This is a genomic window from Pantoea sp. ACRSB (genome assembly GCF_022346905.1).
In the GTDB taxonomy this organism is placed as follows: Bacteria; Pseudomonadota; Gammaproteobacteria; order Enterobacterales; family Enterobacteriaceae; genus Pantoea; species Pantoea piersonii.
In genome coordinates, this window is the sequence record NZ_JAKRNL010000008.1 from 1 (window position 1) to 15,393 (window position 15,393).

At 58.6% G+C, this 15,393-nt stretch carries 13 protein-coding genes; 5 read left to right on the forward strand and 8 right to left on the reverse strand.

Translation table 11 applies throughout. The annotated features are described in order from the left end of the window. Window positions 1-312: 312 nt before the first annotated feature. A complete protein-coding gene (mdtD, locus tag MHZ89_RS19195) occupies window positions 313-1,716 on the forward strand; it encodes a multidrug transporter subunit MdtD (RefSeq protein WP_311784297.1) in 1,404 nt (467 codons plus the stop codon). On the opposite strand, the gene rbsR is transcribed toward mdtD, so the two are convergent. The 7 genes from rbsR to MHZ89_RS19230 all read right to left on the reverse strand — a co-directional run bounded on the left by rbsR (window position 1,713) and on the right by MHZ89_RS19230 (window position 8,072). Continuing rightward, the gene (gene rbsR / locus MHZ89_RS19200; RefSeq protein ID WP_311784382.1) at window positions 1,713-2,696 is read right to left on the reverse strand and encodes a ribose operon transcriptional repressor RbsR; all 984 of its coding nucleotides are present in this window, start codon (window positions 2,694-2,696) and stop codon (window positions 1,713-1,715) included. The genes mdtD and rbsR overlap by 4 nt on opposite strands. Before the next feature lie 12 nt (window positions 2,697-2,708). Beyond that, window positions 2,709-3,638 (reverse strand): ribokinase, encoded by a 930-nt coding sequence (rbsK, locus tag MHZ89_RS19205; RefSeq protein ID WP_311784298.1) that lies wholly within the window; start codon window positions 3,636-3,638, stop codon window positions 2,709-2,711. A gap of 66 nt (window positions 3,639-3,704) precedes the next feature. Further along, window positions 3,705-4,580 carry a ribose ABC transporter substrate-binding protein RbsB gene (gene rbsB / locus MHZ89_RS19210; RefSeq protein ID WP_311784299.1) on the reverse strand — a complete coding sequence of 292 codons (876 nt, stop codon included), beginning with the start codon at window positions 4,578-4,580 and terminating at the stop codon, window positions 3,705-3,707. A 26-nt stretch (window positions 4,581-4,606) separates the two neighbouring features. Then, a complete protein-coding gene (rbsC, locus tag MHZ89_RS19215; protein ID WP_033755349.1) occupies window positions 4,607-5,578 on the reverse strand; it encodes a ribose ABC transporter permease in 972 nt (323 codons plus the stop codon). Next, on the reverse strand, window positions 5,575-7,080 hold the full coding sequence (gene rbsA / locus MHZ89_RS19220; RefSeq protein ID WP_311784300.1) for a ribose ABC transporter ATP-binding protein RbsA: 1,506 nt from the start codon (window positions 7,078-7,080) through the stop codon (window positions 5,575-5,577). Before rbsA ends, rbsC begins: the two co-directional genes overlap by 4 nt. A 7-nt stretch (window positions 7,081-7,087) precedes the next feature. After that, complete coding sequence (gene rbsD, locus MHZ89_RS19225) at window positions 7,088-7,507, reverse strand: D-ribose pyranase (protein WP_311784301.1); 420 nt, start codon at window positions 7,505-7,507, stop codon at window positions 7,088-7,090. Window positions 7,508-7,676: 169 nt separating this feature from the next. Further along, complete coding sequence (locus tag MHZ89_RS19230) at window positions 7,677-8,072, reverse strand: NirD/YgiW/YdeI family stress tolerance protein (RefSeq protein ID WP_311784302.1); 396 nt, start codon at window positions 8,070-8,072, stop codon at window positions 7,677-7,679. A 160-nt stretch (window positions 8,073-8,232) separates the two neighbouring features. Between MHZ89_RS19230 and qseB the strand changes: the two genes are divergently transcribed. Continuing rightward, window positions 8,233-8,895: a quorum sensing response regulator transcription factor QseB gene (gene qseB, locus MHZ89_RS19235; RefSeq protein ID WP_311784303.1), complete on the forward strand. Its 663-nt coding sequence runs from the start codon at window positions 8,233-8,235 to the stop codon at window positions 8,893-8,895. Continuing rightward, complete coding sequence (gene qseC / locus MHZ89_RS19240) at window positions 8,892-10,223, forward strand: quorum sensing histidine kinase QseC (RefSeq protein ID WP_311784304.1); 1,332 nt, start codon at window positions 8,892-8,894, stop codon at window positions 10,221-10,223. Before qseB ends, qseC begins: the two co-directional genes overlap by 4 nt. Window positions 10,224-10,226: 3 nt before the next feature. Here qseC and kup read toward each other — a convergent pair whose 3' ends face one another. Next, on the reverse strand, window positions 10,227-12,095 hold the full coding sequence (kup, locus tag MHZ89_RS19245) for a low affinity potassium transporter Kup (protein WP_311784305.1): 1,869 nt from the start codon (window positions 12,093-12,095) through the stop codon (window positions 10,227-10,229). 290 nt (window positions 12,096-12,385) lie between these two features. Here kup and ravA point away from each other — a divergent pair, with 290 nt between their 5' ends. Continuing rightward, window positions 12,386-13,882 carry an ATPase RavA gene (ravA, locus tag MHZ89_RS19250; protein ID WP_311784306.1) on the forward strand — a complete coding sequence of 499 codons (1,497 nt, stop codon included), beginning with the start codon at window positions 12,386-12,388 and terminating at the stop codon, window positions 13,880-13,882. Next, window positions 13,879-15,339 (forward strand): ATPase RavA stimulator ViaA, encoded by a 1,461-nt coding sequence (gene viaA / locus MHZ89_RS19255; protein ID WP_311784307.1) that lies wholly within the window; start codon window positions 13,879-13,881, stop codon window positions 15,337-15,339. The genes ravA and viaA overlap by 4 nt, the downstream gene beginning before the upstream one ends. Window positions 15,340-15,393: the final 54 nt, after the last annotated feature.

Consider the following 15,393-nt stretch of genomic DNA (forward strand, 5'->3'; position numbering starts at 1 on the left):
CTTTTTTCAGCGATTTTCTCCGGCGGCTCAGCTTCCCGAGCCTCCTGAACACCGCGCTTCGTAAGCCGTTGTGCCGTGTCAGTGGAGGCGCATTATAGGGAGTTCTTTCCGGCTGACAAGCATTTCTTTGAAATTAATTTCCGGATGCCTTTTTTTTAACCGAACGGTTTAAAAGCACGCTTTTCCAGGTGAAAAACCGCACAGAAACGGACATGCGCGATGGAAATTGCCCCCCTGCCCCTTTATGCCGATGCTATGCTGTCACTTCGGTTCCCCGCCAGTTACTGACACATATATATAGAAGGATTTTCGATGATACGATCCGCGCGCAGTATGGCCGGTCTGCCATGGATAGCCGCCATGGCGTTTTTTATGCAGGCACTGGATGCCACCATTCTCAACACCGCGTTACCCGCCATCGCTCACAGTCTCGAACGCTCTCCTCTGGCCATGCAGTCCGCCGTTATTAGCTACACGCTTACCGTCGCGATGTTAATTCCCGTCAGCGGCTGGCTCGCTGACCGCTTCGGTACACGCAAGGTGTTTATCATCGCCGTTTCGCTCTTTACCTTTGGCTCGCTGGCCTGCGCCTTTTCGCAATCGCTGACGGTGCTGGTTATCTCACGCATCATTCAGGGCGTTGGCGGCGCGATGATGATGCCCGTCGCGCGTCTGGCGCTGCTGCGCGCCTACCCGCGCAGCGAACTTCTGCCGGTACTGAACTTCGTGACTATGCCTGGTCTGGTCGGCCCGATACTGGGCCCGCTGCTCGGCGGACTGCTGGTCACTTACGCGACCTGGCACTGGATATTCTTAATCAACATTCCGGTCGGCATCCTTGGCATTTTCTATGCGCGGAAATATATGCCGGACTTCACGCTTCCTAAGCGTCGCTTCGATTTCCTCGGTTTCTTGCTGTTCGGCGCCGGGCTAGTGTTGCTCTCTATCGGCATCGAGCTGTTCGGCGAGCGCATCGTCTCCGCCTGGCTGGCGTCGGGCGTGCTGGCTATGGGCGTAATACTGCTGCTTCTTTATATTGTTCATGCGCGTCGCCATCCGTCCCCCTTGATCAGCCTGCCGATGTTCAAGACCCGTACCTTTTCGGTCGGTATTATCGGTAATATTGCTTCGCGCCTCGGTACCGGCTGCGTACCCTTCCTGATGCCGTTAATGCTGCAGGTTGGCTTTGGTTTTTCAGCGGTGGTGGCGGGCTGCATGATGGCGCCTACGGCCATAGGCTCGATTCTGGCGAAATCGACGGTGACTCAGGTGCTACGCCTGTTCGGCTATCGCCGTACGCTGGTCGGCATAACCGTCATCATCGGCATCTTAATCGCCAGCTTTGCGCTGCAGTCACCCACTGAGAGCATTATTTTGCTGCTGCTGCCGTTGTTTATTCTTGGTATGTCGATGTCAACGCAGTTCACCGCGATGAATACCATCACGCTGGCCGATCTGAATGATGAGAACGCCAGCGGCGGCAACAGCGTGCTGGCGGTAACGCAGCAGCTGTCGATTAGCTTTGGCGTCGCGGTGAGTGCGGCGGTGCTGCGTTTTTATCAGGAATTCGAAACCGACACCGTTACGCAGTTCCATGCGACCTTTCTGACGATGGGCATCGTAACGGTCATCTCCGCCTTTACCTTTGCATTGCTGCGGTCCGGCGATGGGCGTCATCTCATCACCAACCGCGATAAAAAGAAAAAAACCGCTTAGGTCGAAGCGCGTACCACCAGTTCCGGCGTCAGCACCAGGGTTTGCTGGCTGGCGTCGGGATCGCTCAGGCGATGGATTAACGTATCTATCGCCAGCTGGCCCAGCTCATCTTTCGGCTGATGAATGGTAGAGAGCGGTGGCGTCAGATAGCGCGCCAGCTCAATATCGTCATATCCCATCACCGCGATATCCTGCGGGATGCGCAACCCGGCTTCAAACAGCGCGTGATAAACGCCGACCGCCATCGCATCGTTGCTGGTGAACACCGCCTGCGGCGGTAACGCCAGCGCCAGCAGTTGCTTCATGGCGCTATAGCCGCCCTGAAACTCAAAGTCGCTGTTAACCACATAGCCGGGCGGGATAGCCAGACCATTCTTCTCCATTGCATGGTAATAGCCCTGCAGACGCATGCGCCCCGGCGTTTTATCCAGCGGACCGGAAATGCAGGCGATGCGCGTATAGCCAGTATCAATCAGATGCTGCGTCGCCATTTCGCCACCCAGCAGCGCATTGTCCTGAATAATATCCCCACGTCCCTCAAACGGCGCCCAGTCCATCATGACGGTCGGAATAGAAGGGTAGCGGTTAAGAATAGCCGCCGACGGCAGGTGGCTTTCGGTACACATGATGAGCAGTCCGTCGACGCGCTTTTGCAGCAGCGTTTCCAGGCTGCGATTCATGCGATCTTCATCGCCAGCCGTATTGCAAAGGATGAGGCTGTAGCCGCGCTCGTAGCAGCTATCCTCAACGCCGCGCACCACTTCGGCGTAGAAGGGGTTGCTGCTGGTCGTCAGCAGCATACCGATAGTATGCGTCTGGTTAAGCTTGAGGCTGCGCGCCAGCGCCGAGGGCGCATAGTTTAGCGTGCTGATCGCCTGCTCGACCTTCTCGCGCACCGCTTCGCTGACAAAACGGTTATTGTTGATTACGTGCGAGACGGTAGAGGTGGAGACGCCCGCCAGGCGGGCGACATCTTTCATGGTTGCCAAGGCTTAACTCTGCTGAAGTAAAAAATCATCAATTTCCGCGCGCCACGGCACAGAGGGCTGCGCTCCCGGACGCGTGACGGCAATCGCCGCCGCCGCATGGGCGAAGCGCACCGCCTCATGCAGGCTTTTGCCCTCCAGCCGCGCCGTAATAAACGCGCCGTTAAAGGTGTCGCCTGCGGCGATGGTATCTACCGCTTTCACCGTGAAACCGGCAATGCGTTCGCCTTTGCCCTGCTCGCTCAGCCAGACGCCGCGGCGTCCCAGCGTAATGAGTACCGTACCAATGCCTTTGGCGTGCAGCGCCTCAGCAGCGCGGGCGGCTTCTTCATCACTGGTAACGGCGATGCCGGTCAGGCTTTCCGCTTCGGTTTCATTGGGCGTAATGATATCCACCAGCGCGAGCAGCTCATCATCGAGCGGGGTCGCCGGGGCGGGGTTGAGGATGACCTGGGTCTGATGGGCGCGAGCAAGCTTCGCCGCGGCTAATACGCTTTCCAGCGGTGACTCCAGCTGCATAAGCAGCGCCGAGGCGTTAACAATAACCTGCTGATGGCGCGCCACGCAGGCGGGCGTCAGCGCCGCATTGGCGCCAGCGCAGATGCCGATACTGTTTTCACCTTCACCATTAACGAAAATCATCGCCACGCCGGTCGGTTCACCGCTGACGGTCTCAACTGAGGCGACATCGATGCCATCCCGCGTCAGCTGCGCGCGGATACGTTCGCCGATGGCGTCATCGCCAAGACAGGCGATAAAGGCGATATCTGCGCCAGCCCGTCCGGCGGCAACCGCCTGGTTCGCCCCTTTGCCGCCAAACGCAACGGTGTACTGCTCCCCGATCACCGTTTCGCCGGGACGGGGAAAGTGCGCGAGGTTAAGAATGTGGTCAGCATTAATGCTGCCGAGAACGGCCAGTTTTGCGCTTTTGCTCATAGGGTGTGATCCAGAAAGAGTGCGCCACCGGTTTAAGGGTGGCGCATTGCCCTGCTTTTCTTTGAGTTATTTGGTGACCAGTTTCAGGTCAACGGGATTGATGGCCTGCACTTTTTCACCTTTCAGCACTTTATCAGCGGTATCAACGCCAATCATGCCGATCTTATCCGGCATCTGAGCGACTGTCGCCGCCAGCTTGCCGCCTTCGACCGCTTTCACGCCGTCGGCGGTGCCGTCAAAGCCGACTACCACGACATCAGATTTCCCGGCGGTTTGCAATGCGCGTAACGCGCCAAGTGCCATTTCATCATTTTGCGCAAATACTGCCTGCACGTCCGGATGCGCCTGCAGCAGGTTCTGCATCACGTTCAGGCCCTTAGTACGATCGAAGTCTGCCGGCTGGCTCGCCAGCACCTGGAATTTATGCGCATCGGCGGCCTGCTTAAAGCCTTCGCCGCGCTCGCGCGCCGCAGAGGTTCCTGCAATGCCTTGCAGTTCAATAATCTTCGCGCTGTCGCCCAGGCGTTTAGCGATGTAGTCACCCGCCATTTTACCGCCGAAACGGTTGTCGGAGGCGACATGGCTTACCACCTTGCCCTGCGCCGCCACGCGGTCGAGCGTGATCACCGGAATATTCGCCTGGTTCGCCATTTTCACCGCGTTGCCGACCGCATCGGAGTCGGTTGGGTTAATCAGCAGCAGTTTGGCTCCGCGCACAGTGAGATCCTGCACGTTAGCCAGCTCTTTTGCCGGGTTGTTCTGCGAATCCAGCACCACCAGGTTATAGCCCAGTTTGTCAGCCTCTTTCTGCGCGCCCTCTTTCAGCGAAACGAAGAAGGGGTTATTCAGCGTAGATACCACCAGCGCGATGGTATCCTTCGCCATTGCGCTGGCGCTTAAGGTCGCGCCGAGGATCACTGCCAGTGCGGTCAACTTTTTCATCATTTCATCCTGTGTAAAGGTCAGAGTTATTTACTGCTTTTGTTATCCACCAGTACCGCCAGCAGGATTACCACCGCTTTTACGATCATCTGGTAGTAGGAAGAGACGCCCATCAGGTTCAGGCCGTTATTAAGGAAGCCCAGGATCAGCGCGCCGATCAGCGTGCCCATAATGCGTCCTTTGCCCCCGGCCAGGCTGGTGCCGCCCAGCACCACCGCTGCGATAGCGTCCAGCTCGTAGCCGGTACCCGCCGTCGGCTGCGCGGAAGAGAGGCGCGCGACTTCAATGGTGCCCGCCAGCGCCGCCAGCATGCCGCTCAGGGCATAGACGATTACTTTTACGCGGTTTACGTTAATGCCGGAGAGGCGCGTCGCCGCTTCATTGCCGCCCAGCGCGTAGATATAGCGGCCGAGACGCGTGTGGTGCAGCATGTACCAGGCGAGCAGGAAGACAACGGCCATCAGCCACACCGGCGTCGGAATGCCCAGCGGGCGGCCGATACCAAACCAGCCGAAGAGATCGGCATTGTCGTTAAAGCCGGTATTAATCGGGCTGCCGTCGGTGTAGACCATCGTGACGCCACGCAGCAGCAGCATCATCACCAGGGTGGCGATAAAGGCCTGCACCTTGCCGCGCGCCACAATAGTGCCGGTAACGGCACCAATCGCCGCGCCCAGCGCCAGTGCGCCCGCCACTGCCACCAGCGCGTTTACTTCCATGCCCACCAGCGAAGCGGCTACCGCACCCGTTAGCGCCAGCAGCGATCCCACCGAGAGATCGATGCCGGAAGTCAGGATCACCAGCGTCATACCAACAGCCATAATGGCGTTGACCGAGGTCTGCTGCAGGATATTGAACAGGTTCGCTACGGTAAAAAAGTTGGGGCTCTGGCTCGCTACCACTGCGATCAACACAATGAGCGCAATCAGCGATTTCTGTTCCATCAGCCAGGCTTTGCTGAACCAGCGACGGCTGGACGGTAAGGTTTGAGTACTCATACAACTAAATCCTCGCTGTGTTGCTTGCCTACGGCTGCCGCCATTAAAGATTCCTGCGTCGCCTGCTCACGGGTAAATTCGCCGCCGGAACGGCCTTCATGCATCACCAGGATGCGGTCGCTCATGCCAAGCACTTCCGGCATCTCAGATGAAACCAGGATGATGCTCAGCCCTTCGGCCTTGAACTGATTGATAAGCTGGTAAATCTCTTTTTTCGCGCCGACGTCAACGCCGCGCGTCGGTTCATCCAGAATCAGCACGTTGGGACGCGTCATCAGCCCGCGCGCGATGGCCACTTTCTGCTGATTGCCGCCAGAGAGTAGACCGATAGCCTGATCCATCGAGGGCGTCTTGATATTAAAGAGGCGAATAAAATCGCCTACCGCCAGCTGCTCTGCGGCGTGCTTCAGGCTGCCGCCGCGGCTGAAATAGCGCAGCGCCGTCAGTGACATGTTCTCTTTCACCGACATGCCCAGCACCAGTCCGTCGCGTTTGCGGTCTTCTGAGATATAGACGATGCCGCTGGCCAGCCCGTCCTGCGGCGCGCGCGTCGCGATCTCTTTCCCGTCGAGCCAGACACGGCCTTTGCTGCGCGGCAATGCGCCATAGAGCAGCTTCATCAGTTCGGTGCGTCCGGCGCCCATTAGCCCAGACACGCCAAGAATTTCGCCTTTACGCAGCGTGAAGCTGACGTCGTGCACGCCTGGTCCGCTGAGGTTTTCAACCTTGAGACGAATGTCGCCCGGCGCCTGGTCGAGGCGCGGATATTGATCTTCCAGCTTGCGCCCCACCATCATCTCGATCAGGCTCTCTTCGCTGAGCGTGTTTACGGGACGCTCGGCAATAAACTGGCCGTCGCGGAAGACCGTGACGTCATCGCAAATCTCAAAGATCTCTTTCATGCGGTGAGAGATATAAACAATGCCGCAGCCCTGCGCCTTCAGCTCGTTGATAACGCGAAACAGCGACAGCGTTTCGGTATCGGTAAGCGCGTCGGTCGGTTCATCCATGATGATCACCTGCGACTTAAAGCTCAGTACCTTAGCGATCTCCACCATCTGCTGATCGCCGATCGACAGATCGCCCACCAGCTTGTGGCTGTTAAAGCGCAGGTTGAGGCGCTTCAATAACGCATCCGCCTCGGCATACATCTGCTTCCAGTTGATGCGGCCAAAACGGTTAACGAACTCGCGACCCAGGAAGATATTTTCCGCCACGCTGAGCTGAGGGATGAGGTTCAGCTCCTGGTGAATAATGCCGATGCCCGCTTCCTGCGACGCTTTGGGGCCGCTGAAGGTGGTCTCCTCGCCGAGCCAGCGCAGCGAACCCGCATCGCGGCTATAGATGCCGGTCAGCACCTTCATCATGGTGGACTTACCGGCGCCGTTCTCGCCTACCAGCGCCATGACGCGTCCTGGATAGACCGCCAGCGACGCGCTCTTTAACGCCTTTACGCCGGGAAAGGACTTCTCAATCCCCTGAAGCTGTAATAAGGGTTGCATAACGGCCTCAGAAGGTGACGCCAGCGCTCAGGATGACATTCGCAAACGGAGAGCACTCTCCGCTGCGAATGACCGCCTGACTGCGTTGAGTCTGTTGTTTGAACTGTTCGTGACTGATGTAACGCACTGCAATGCTGTTTCCCTGGTGCTGTTGCAAAGCTTCGAGCACAGCGAGAAGCTCGCTATGGCGCTGCGGATTGTGCTGCTTAATCTCTTCCGCAATAAGGGCGCTTTCTACCTGCATCTCCAGCGTAACGGCTTCCACCACCTGCATAAAATCGGGCGTACCTGGCGTAAGCGCCAGATCAATGCGCTGCGGTCCCGCCGGGATCGGTAAACCAGCATCGGCGATAGTCAGCGTATCCGTATGGCCCAGGCGGGCAATCACGTAAGAGAGTTCAGCGTTTAACAGGCGACCTTTTTTCATTTTCTGCTCCAGAGCGAAACGTTTCGCTAGCGGCAGTGTATGAAATGGCGGCGGTAACTCAACGGGGGAGATCGAGAAGTGTGATCGTCATCGAAACGTTTCGCGCTCGCTGACGAGAATTTGGCTTAGGTATGAAAAAGGCCGCTGAAGCGGCCCGGTGTGGTCAGTATCAGGGCGCTTTGCGTACCCGTTTGACGTCAAGTTCAATGCTGTTGAAATCTTTGTCCAGCTCGCCCGTCAGCTCAACGCGGTCTTTCGGCGTAATAGTCAGACCATCCCAGCGCTTGTGGTCGATCTCTACTTTCATGGTGCCGGTAGCGTCGCGGAACAGATAATCTTCATCGCCGATCTGCTTCTCCAGCTGGCCGCGTACGGTGATCCAGCTGTCATCTTTCATCTCTTCCGCCTGCTTAACGGTCACCACGCTGCCCTGAGCGTTTTGAAAACCTCCCTGTTTCGCCTGGGCTGCAGGCGCATTCGCATCGACGAATCCGCCCTGCGCGGCGGCAAAAACCGGCGCGGTAGCCAGCGCCAGGATAGCTAAAAGTGCGGCATGCTTTTTCATCTTTTCACCTCTTTTCCATGAATGTCTCTTGTGTACGTCCTTATTAAAACAGCCAGTTCTTAACAGGATCTTAAGGGGTAAAAAAGGCGAAAAGTCGCGATATCGCCTGTACAAGCGGCGTTCTGCTTCGTATAAAGCCTTTGCGGATTAAGGAGAGATTATGCGCATTTTACTGATTGAGGATGACCGGCTGATTGGTGACGGCATCAAGGCCGGACTGGGCAAGCTGGGCTTCAGCGTTGACTGGTTTACCTCTGGCGACGAGGGTTTCGCCGCGCTGCATGCCGCGCCCTGGGACGCGGTGATCCTCGACTTATCGCTGCCGCAGCGCGATGGACTGGATATCCTGCGCGCCTGGCGACAGCAGGGCGCGGAGGTGCCGGTGCTGATCCTGACCGCGCGCGACGCCCTCGATCAGCGTGTCGAAGGCCTGCAGCTCGGCGCTGACGATTACCTTTGTAAACCCTTCGCGCTGGCCGAAGTGGCGGCGCGGCTGCAGGCATTGATCCGTCGCCGTCACGGCCAGCTACAGCCAGAACTGCGCCACGGCAGGCTGGTTATGCAGCCTGCAAGCCACAGCGTTACGCTGGATGGCGAACCTCTGACCTTAACGAGCCGCGAGCTGACGCTGCTGGAACTCTTTCTGCGCAATCCTGGCCGCGTGCTGACGCGCAGCCAGCTTGAGGAGAAGCTCTACAGCTGGGACGCCGACGTCTCCAGCAACGCGGTTGAAGTGCATATTCACCACCTGCGTAAAAAGCTCGGCACCGCCTTTATCCGCACCGTACACGGCGTCGGTTATATTCTGGGAGAAGCGGAATGAGCCTGTTTCTCCGGCTCGGCATCGGCTTTGTATTGCTGCTCGGCCTCTGCTGGGGCAGCGCCAGCCTGAGTGTCTGGTTACAGACGCGCGCCACCATCAACGAGCTGTTCGATACGCAACAGCTACTGTTCGCTAAGCGCCTGATGGCGCTTGACCTTGCCGCGCCCGACAGCGCCACGTTGCCGAAGAATAAGGTGCTGCTGCGCCAGCATCGCGGCAATCAGGATGACGACGCCCTCGCCTTCGCGATTTTTACCCGCGACGGCAAACCGGTACTGAACGACGGCGAAAACGGCAGAATGCTGCCGTTCGACGCTGACGCGCAAGGATTCCACGACGGGCGGCTCACCGATGACGACGACGCCTGGCGTTTTGTCTGGCTGACGACGCCGGATGGACAACACCGAATCGTGGTAGGTCAGGAGTGGGAGTACCGTGACGACATGGCGGAAACGCTGGTGAAAAGCAGTATCCTGCCCTGGCTAATCGCGCTGCCGCTGATGCTGTTATTGCTGCTCGTGCTGGTATGGCGCGAGCTACGTCCGCTCAAGCGCATCACAAAACTACTGGCGCAGCGCGCGCCGGACGACGACAGGCCGCTGGATGCTGGCCGGGTGCCGCTGGAGGTCAAACCGCTGACAGAAGCGCTGAATGGACTGTTCAGCCGCATCAGCGCAATGGTCCAGCGCGAGCGCCGGTTTACCTCCGACGCCGCCCATGAGTTACGCAGCCCGCTGGCGGCGCTGCGCGTACAGAGCGAAGTGGTGCAACTTGCCGCTGACGATGAGGCGATGCGTCTGCACGCTTTACGCCAGCTGGATAGCGGCATTCAGCGCGCCACGCGGCTGGTAGATCAGCTACTGACGCTGTCGCGCGCCGAGGCAGAGGACGCGCGCGACGCGTTCCAGCCTGTCGATTTACAGCGTCTGTTGCAGGAGGCGCTGGCCGAGCAGCTGCCGCAAGCTGACCGCGTCGGCGTCGCGCTGCGTCTGGAAAGCAGCGCCGAACCCGTGATTCAGGGCCATCCTCTGCTGCTGTCACTGCTGGCACGCAACCTGCTGGACAACGCCATTCGCTATACGCCTGAAGGCAGCGAGGTCAGAGTAATTCTGGAAAGCCGCAGCTTGCGCGTTGAGGATAACGGCAAGGGGTTGAGCGAGGCGGAAATGCAGCGCCTGGGCGAACGCTTCTGGCGGCCGCCGGGACAGGAAAAAAGCGGCAGCGGGCTGGGATTGTTGATTGTGCGCAATGTTGCGCAGCTGCACGCTATGCAGCTCAGCTTCAGCCAGCGCCAGGGCGGCGGACTCTGCGTCGCCCTGCGCTGGTAGAAATCAGATTTCGACCTGGGTGCCCAGTTCAATAACCCGGTTCGGCGGGATCTCAAACTGATCGGGCGCGCGCAGGGCGTTGCGCTGCAGCGCCAGGAAGAGTTTGCCGCGCAGGCGCAGATACCAGGGACGTTTGCCCATAATCAGCGACTCGTGCGACATAAAGAACGAAGTCTCCATCATCCGGCAGTTAAGCCCTTCCAGACCACAACGGTGGAAAATTTCTTCCACGTTCGGCGTTTCGCGCCAGCCATAGCTCGCCACGACGCGCCAGAAGGTCGGCGACAGCTGCTCTATGGCCACGCGGCGCACGTTGTGCACGTAAGGGGCGTCCTCGGTGCGCAGCGTCAGAAAGACTACGCGCTCATGCAGCACCTTGTTGTGCTTGAGGTTATGCAGCAGCGCAAAAGGGATCACGTTCAGCGCGCGCGACATATAGACGGCGGTGCCCGGCACGCGCACCGGCGGCGACTTCTCCAGCGAGGCGATCATCGCCTCCAGTGAATTGCCGTGTTCATGCATCCGGCGCAGCAGGCGGAAACGCTCGCTCTTCCAGGTAGTCATAATCAGGAACATAACCAGACCCAGGCAGATTGGCAGCCAGCCGCCGGAGAAGAGCTTAATCAGATTGGCGGAGAAGAGCGGCACGTCGATGCAGAGAAACAGCGTCAGGATCAGGCCGACCGCCAGCTTGTTCCAGTGCCAGTTTTTCACGGCAACGGTGCAGGAGAGAATTGACGTCAGCACCATGGTGCCGGTCACGGCAATGCCGTAAGCCGCCGCCAGGTTGCTGGAGTGTTCAAAGCTGATAATCACAATCAGTACGGCAAAATAGAGCACCCAGTTGATCATCGGCACGTAGATCTGACCAGACTCCATCTCCGAGGTATGAATGATGCGCATCCCCGGCAGATAGCCCAGGCGAACCGCCTGGCGCGTCAGCGAGAAGACCCCGGAAATCACCGCCTGCGAAGCGATAACCGTTGCCAGCGTCGCCAGAACCAGCAGCGGAATCAGCGCCCAGTCAGGTGCCAGCAGAAAGAAGGGGTTTTTAATCGCTTTCGGATCGCTGAGCAGCAGCGCGCCCTGACCGAAATAGTTCAGCACCAGCGACGGCAGCACCACAATAAACCAGGCGATGCGAATCGGCAGCTTGCCGAAGTGTCCCATATCCGCATAGAGAGCTTCCACGCCGGTAATCGCCAGCACCACCGCGCCCAGCGCAAAGAAGGAGATGGTTTTGTAGTGAACGAAAAAGTTTACCGCGTAGAGGGGATTAAGCGCCTGCAGCACGTCCGGGTTCTTCATAATGCCGGTCACGCCCAGTACCGCCAGCGTCAGGAACCAGACCAGCATCACCGGCGCGAAGAGCTTGCCGACGATGCCGGTGCCGTGTTTCTGGATCATAAACAACAGCGTCAGTACCGCGATTGAGAGCGGAACGATAAAAGGATCGAGCGACGGCGCGGCGATCTCCAGTCCTTCTATCGCCGACATTACGGAGATGGCAGGCGTAATCACCACTTCGCCATAAAAGAAGCTGCCGCCGATCAGGCCCATAATAACCAGTACCGCCGTCGCACGCGCGCCGGTATTTCGCCCCGCCAGCGACATCAGGGTTAAAATCCCACCCTCGCCGGCGTTATCCGCGCGCATGACGTAGCTGATATATTTCAGCGACACCACCAGCAGCAACAGCCAAAAAATCAGCGACAGAAAGCCGAAAACCGCTTCGCGCTCAACGCCGAAACCGAACTGACCGGAGAGGCATTCACGCAGGGTATAGAGCGGGCTGGTGCCGATATCGCCATACACTACGCCAATTGCGGCCAGCGTTAACGCACTAAGTGATTGCTTGTTATCCGAGCTCATAGAGTTATCTTTTGTTGGAGCAGAGAGGCGCGAAACCCCATCGCTCTTGCTGTCAAAAAGCGCACAGTATGCACGTATTTCCCAAAAAACCCATATAGCTCCTTCATCAATGCAGCCGACGCTGACGATTTTTCTCGCGACATTACAAGCCGCAGCGGCATTATGCGATGATTGAATTTTGTGACACAAAAAAGCGGACGGCAATCAACGCTTTCACGCATCATAATCAGTAGAGTAGCGCGCCTGCCATAATACGACGGCAGCAGTAACAGAAGGACAATGAAGTGATTATGGCTCAACCCCATCTTTTGGCAGAAAGAATTTCTCGTCTCAGCAATGCCCTGGAGAAGGGTTTGTACGAACGCCACGACGCTATTCGCCTCTGCCTGCTGGCGGCGCTGAGCGGTGAAAGCGTCTTTCTGCTTGGCCCGCCGGGCATCGCCAAGAGCCTGATCGCCCGCCGCTTAAAGTACGCTTTTCAGCACGCCCGCGCGTTTGAATATCTGATGACGCGCTTCTCAACGCCGGAGGAAGTGTTCGGCCCGCTGTCGATTCAGGCGCTAAAAGATGAAGGCCGCTATCAGCGCCTGACGAAAGGCTACCTGCCTGACGCGGAAATTGTATTTCTGGATGAGATCTGGAAAGCGGGCCCCGCTATCCTCAATACCCTGCTGACCGCAATTAACGAGCGACGCTTTCGCAACGGGGACAGCGAGGAAAAAATTCCGATGCGCCTGCTGGTTACCGCTTCAAACGAACTACCGGAAGCGGACAGCGGACTGGAAGCGTTATATGACCGCATGCTGATCCGTCTCTGGCTCGACAACGTGCATGAAAAGCAAAACTTTCGCAGCATGCTGACCCACCAGCAGGATGAGAACGCCAATCCGGTCGCGGAATCGTTGCGCATCAGCGATGAAGAATATCATCAGTGGCAGCAGGGCATCAGCCAGGTCAGCCTGCCGGATAATGTTTTCGAACTGATCTATCAGCTGCGCCAGCAGCTGGAAAAGCTGCCCGACGCGCCCTATATCTCCGACCGTCGCTGGAAAAAAGCGATACATCTGCTGCAGGCGAGCGCCTTCTACAGCGGCCGTAACGCTATCGCGCCAGTCGACCTTGTTCTGTTAAAGGATTGTCTGTGGCACGACGTTGCCTCGATGCAGGTGCTGGAGCGCGCCATTGATCAGCTAATGACTCAGCAGGCGTGGCAACAGCAGACGCTGCTGCTCAAGCTACAGCAGCTCAAAGCGCGGCGTCTGGTGCTGCAACAGCAGCAGAGCGTGGCGCAGGCGATCACGCTGGAAAAACACAGCGGCATGTTCAGCCGCAAGCCGCACTATGAGCTTCCCGCCAGCCTGGCCGACGCGCAGCTGACCCTGATGCTGCAACAGCCGCTGACGCTGCACGATATGCAGGTAACCCATGTGGTGATCGCCCGCGACGCGCTGGAGCAGTGGTTGCTGAAGGGCGGAGACATTCGCGGCAAGCTGAACGGCATTGGTTTCGCCCAGACGCTCGATCTGCTGGTGGATGCGCAGCATTGTCTGGCGCTACGCGACGTCAGCCTGCAAACGGCGCGCCTGACGCTGCCAGGCGCCGTGTCGCACAGCGAACTGCCCGCAGAAATCAGCGAGGCGCTGGACGAACTAGAGGCTCAGCTGCGCGCGCAGCGCCACCAGTTCAGCCAGCATCAGCGCTGCCTGTTTATCAGCGACGACTGGCTGGCGCGTATCGAAACCAGCCTGCAGGATGTGGCCGATCAGCTAAAACAGGCGCGTAAATGATCTCGCTGGAGACGCTCAGCGCCCTGCTCTCCATTGGCGAAGCCGAACTGATAGATGAGCTGATCCTTGCGCTGCTCGCCACCCCGCAGCTGGCGATCTTTTTTGAAAAATTTCCCGGCCTGAAGCAGGCGATGATGCGCGATGTGCCGCGCTGGAAAGCGGAGATCACCGCCGAGCTGAAAGCGACGCCGGTGCCGGAAACGCTGGCTGCCGAGTTTCAGCTGTTCCAGCGCGCCCAGCTGCTCAGCCATCACGATTTCAGCCAGCAGCTGCCAGAGATACTCGCCAGGCTGACGCAGTTGCCCTCGCCCTTTCTTGAAGAGGCGCACCGGCTGCTGCTGCATACCGATGCGCATCAACTGAGCGGCGCGCAGCATACGCTGTTCCTCCAGCGCTGGCGCCTTAGCCTGACGCTGCAAACCCTGACGCTTAACGAACAGCTGCTGGAGCAGCAGCGTGAGCGGTTAATGGCCGAGCTGCAGCAGCGTATGGCGCTGAGCGGCCAGCTGGCGCCTTTGCTGAGCGAAAACGACGAGGCCGCCGCCGGTCGCTTATGGGACATGAGCAAAGCCTCGCTGCAGCATGGCGATTATCAGCTGATGCTGGAGTATGGTGACTTTCTGGCGCAGCAGCCGGAGCTGCTGGCGCTGGCGCAACAGCTGGGCCGCAGCCGCGAGGCGAAGTCGGTGCCTTCGCAGGATGCGCCGCTGGAAGCGTTCCACCAGCTGGTACGTGAACCAGACGCGGTGCCGGAAGAGGTGAGCGGCATTCACCAGAGCGACGACGTGCTGCGCCTGCTGCCGCCAGAGCTGGCGACCATCAGCATCAGCGAGCTGGAGCTGGAGTTTTATCGCCGCCTGGTAGAAAAACGCCTGCTGACTTACAAACTACAGGGCGACGCCTGGCATGAAAAAGTCACGCTGCGCCCGGTCAGCCACCAGCAGCACGAAGAGCAGCCGCGCGGCCCTTTTATCGTCTGCGTTGATACTTCAGGATCGATGGGCGGCTTCAATGAGCGCTGCGCTAAGGCGTTCTGCCTTGCGTTACTCAAGGTGGCGCTGGCCGACCGTCGCCGCTGCTATATTATGCTGTTCGCCCACGAGGTTATCGGCTACGAACTCACCGGCGACGACGGGCTGGAACAGGCGATCCGCTTTCTCAGCCAGCGTTTTCGCGGCGGCACCGACCTCGCCGCCTGTCTGGCGGCCGTGGTCAAGCGCATGGAGGGCTCGCTGTGGCAGGATGCTGACGCCGTTGTGGTCTCCGATTTTATCGCTCAGCGCCTGCCAGACGAGATCGTTAATGTTGTTAAGCTGCGCCAGCTGCAACAGCAGCAGCGCTTTCACGCCGTGGCGATGTCGGCTCACGGCAAACCCGGCATTCTGCGTATCTTCGATCATATCTGGCGTTTCGACACCGGCATGAAAAGCCGCCTGCTGCGCCGCTGGCGCCGTTAGTCACGGAGCAGAAATCCTTATTTGCTATAGTGAGCTACCCGCTGTGTTTATTCA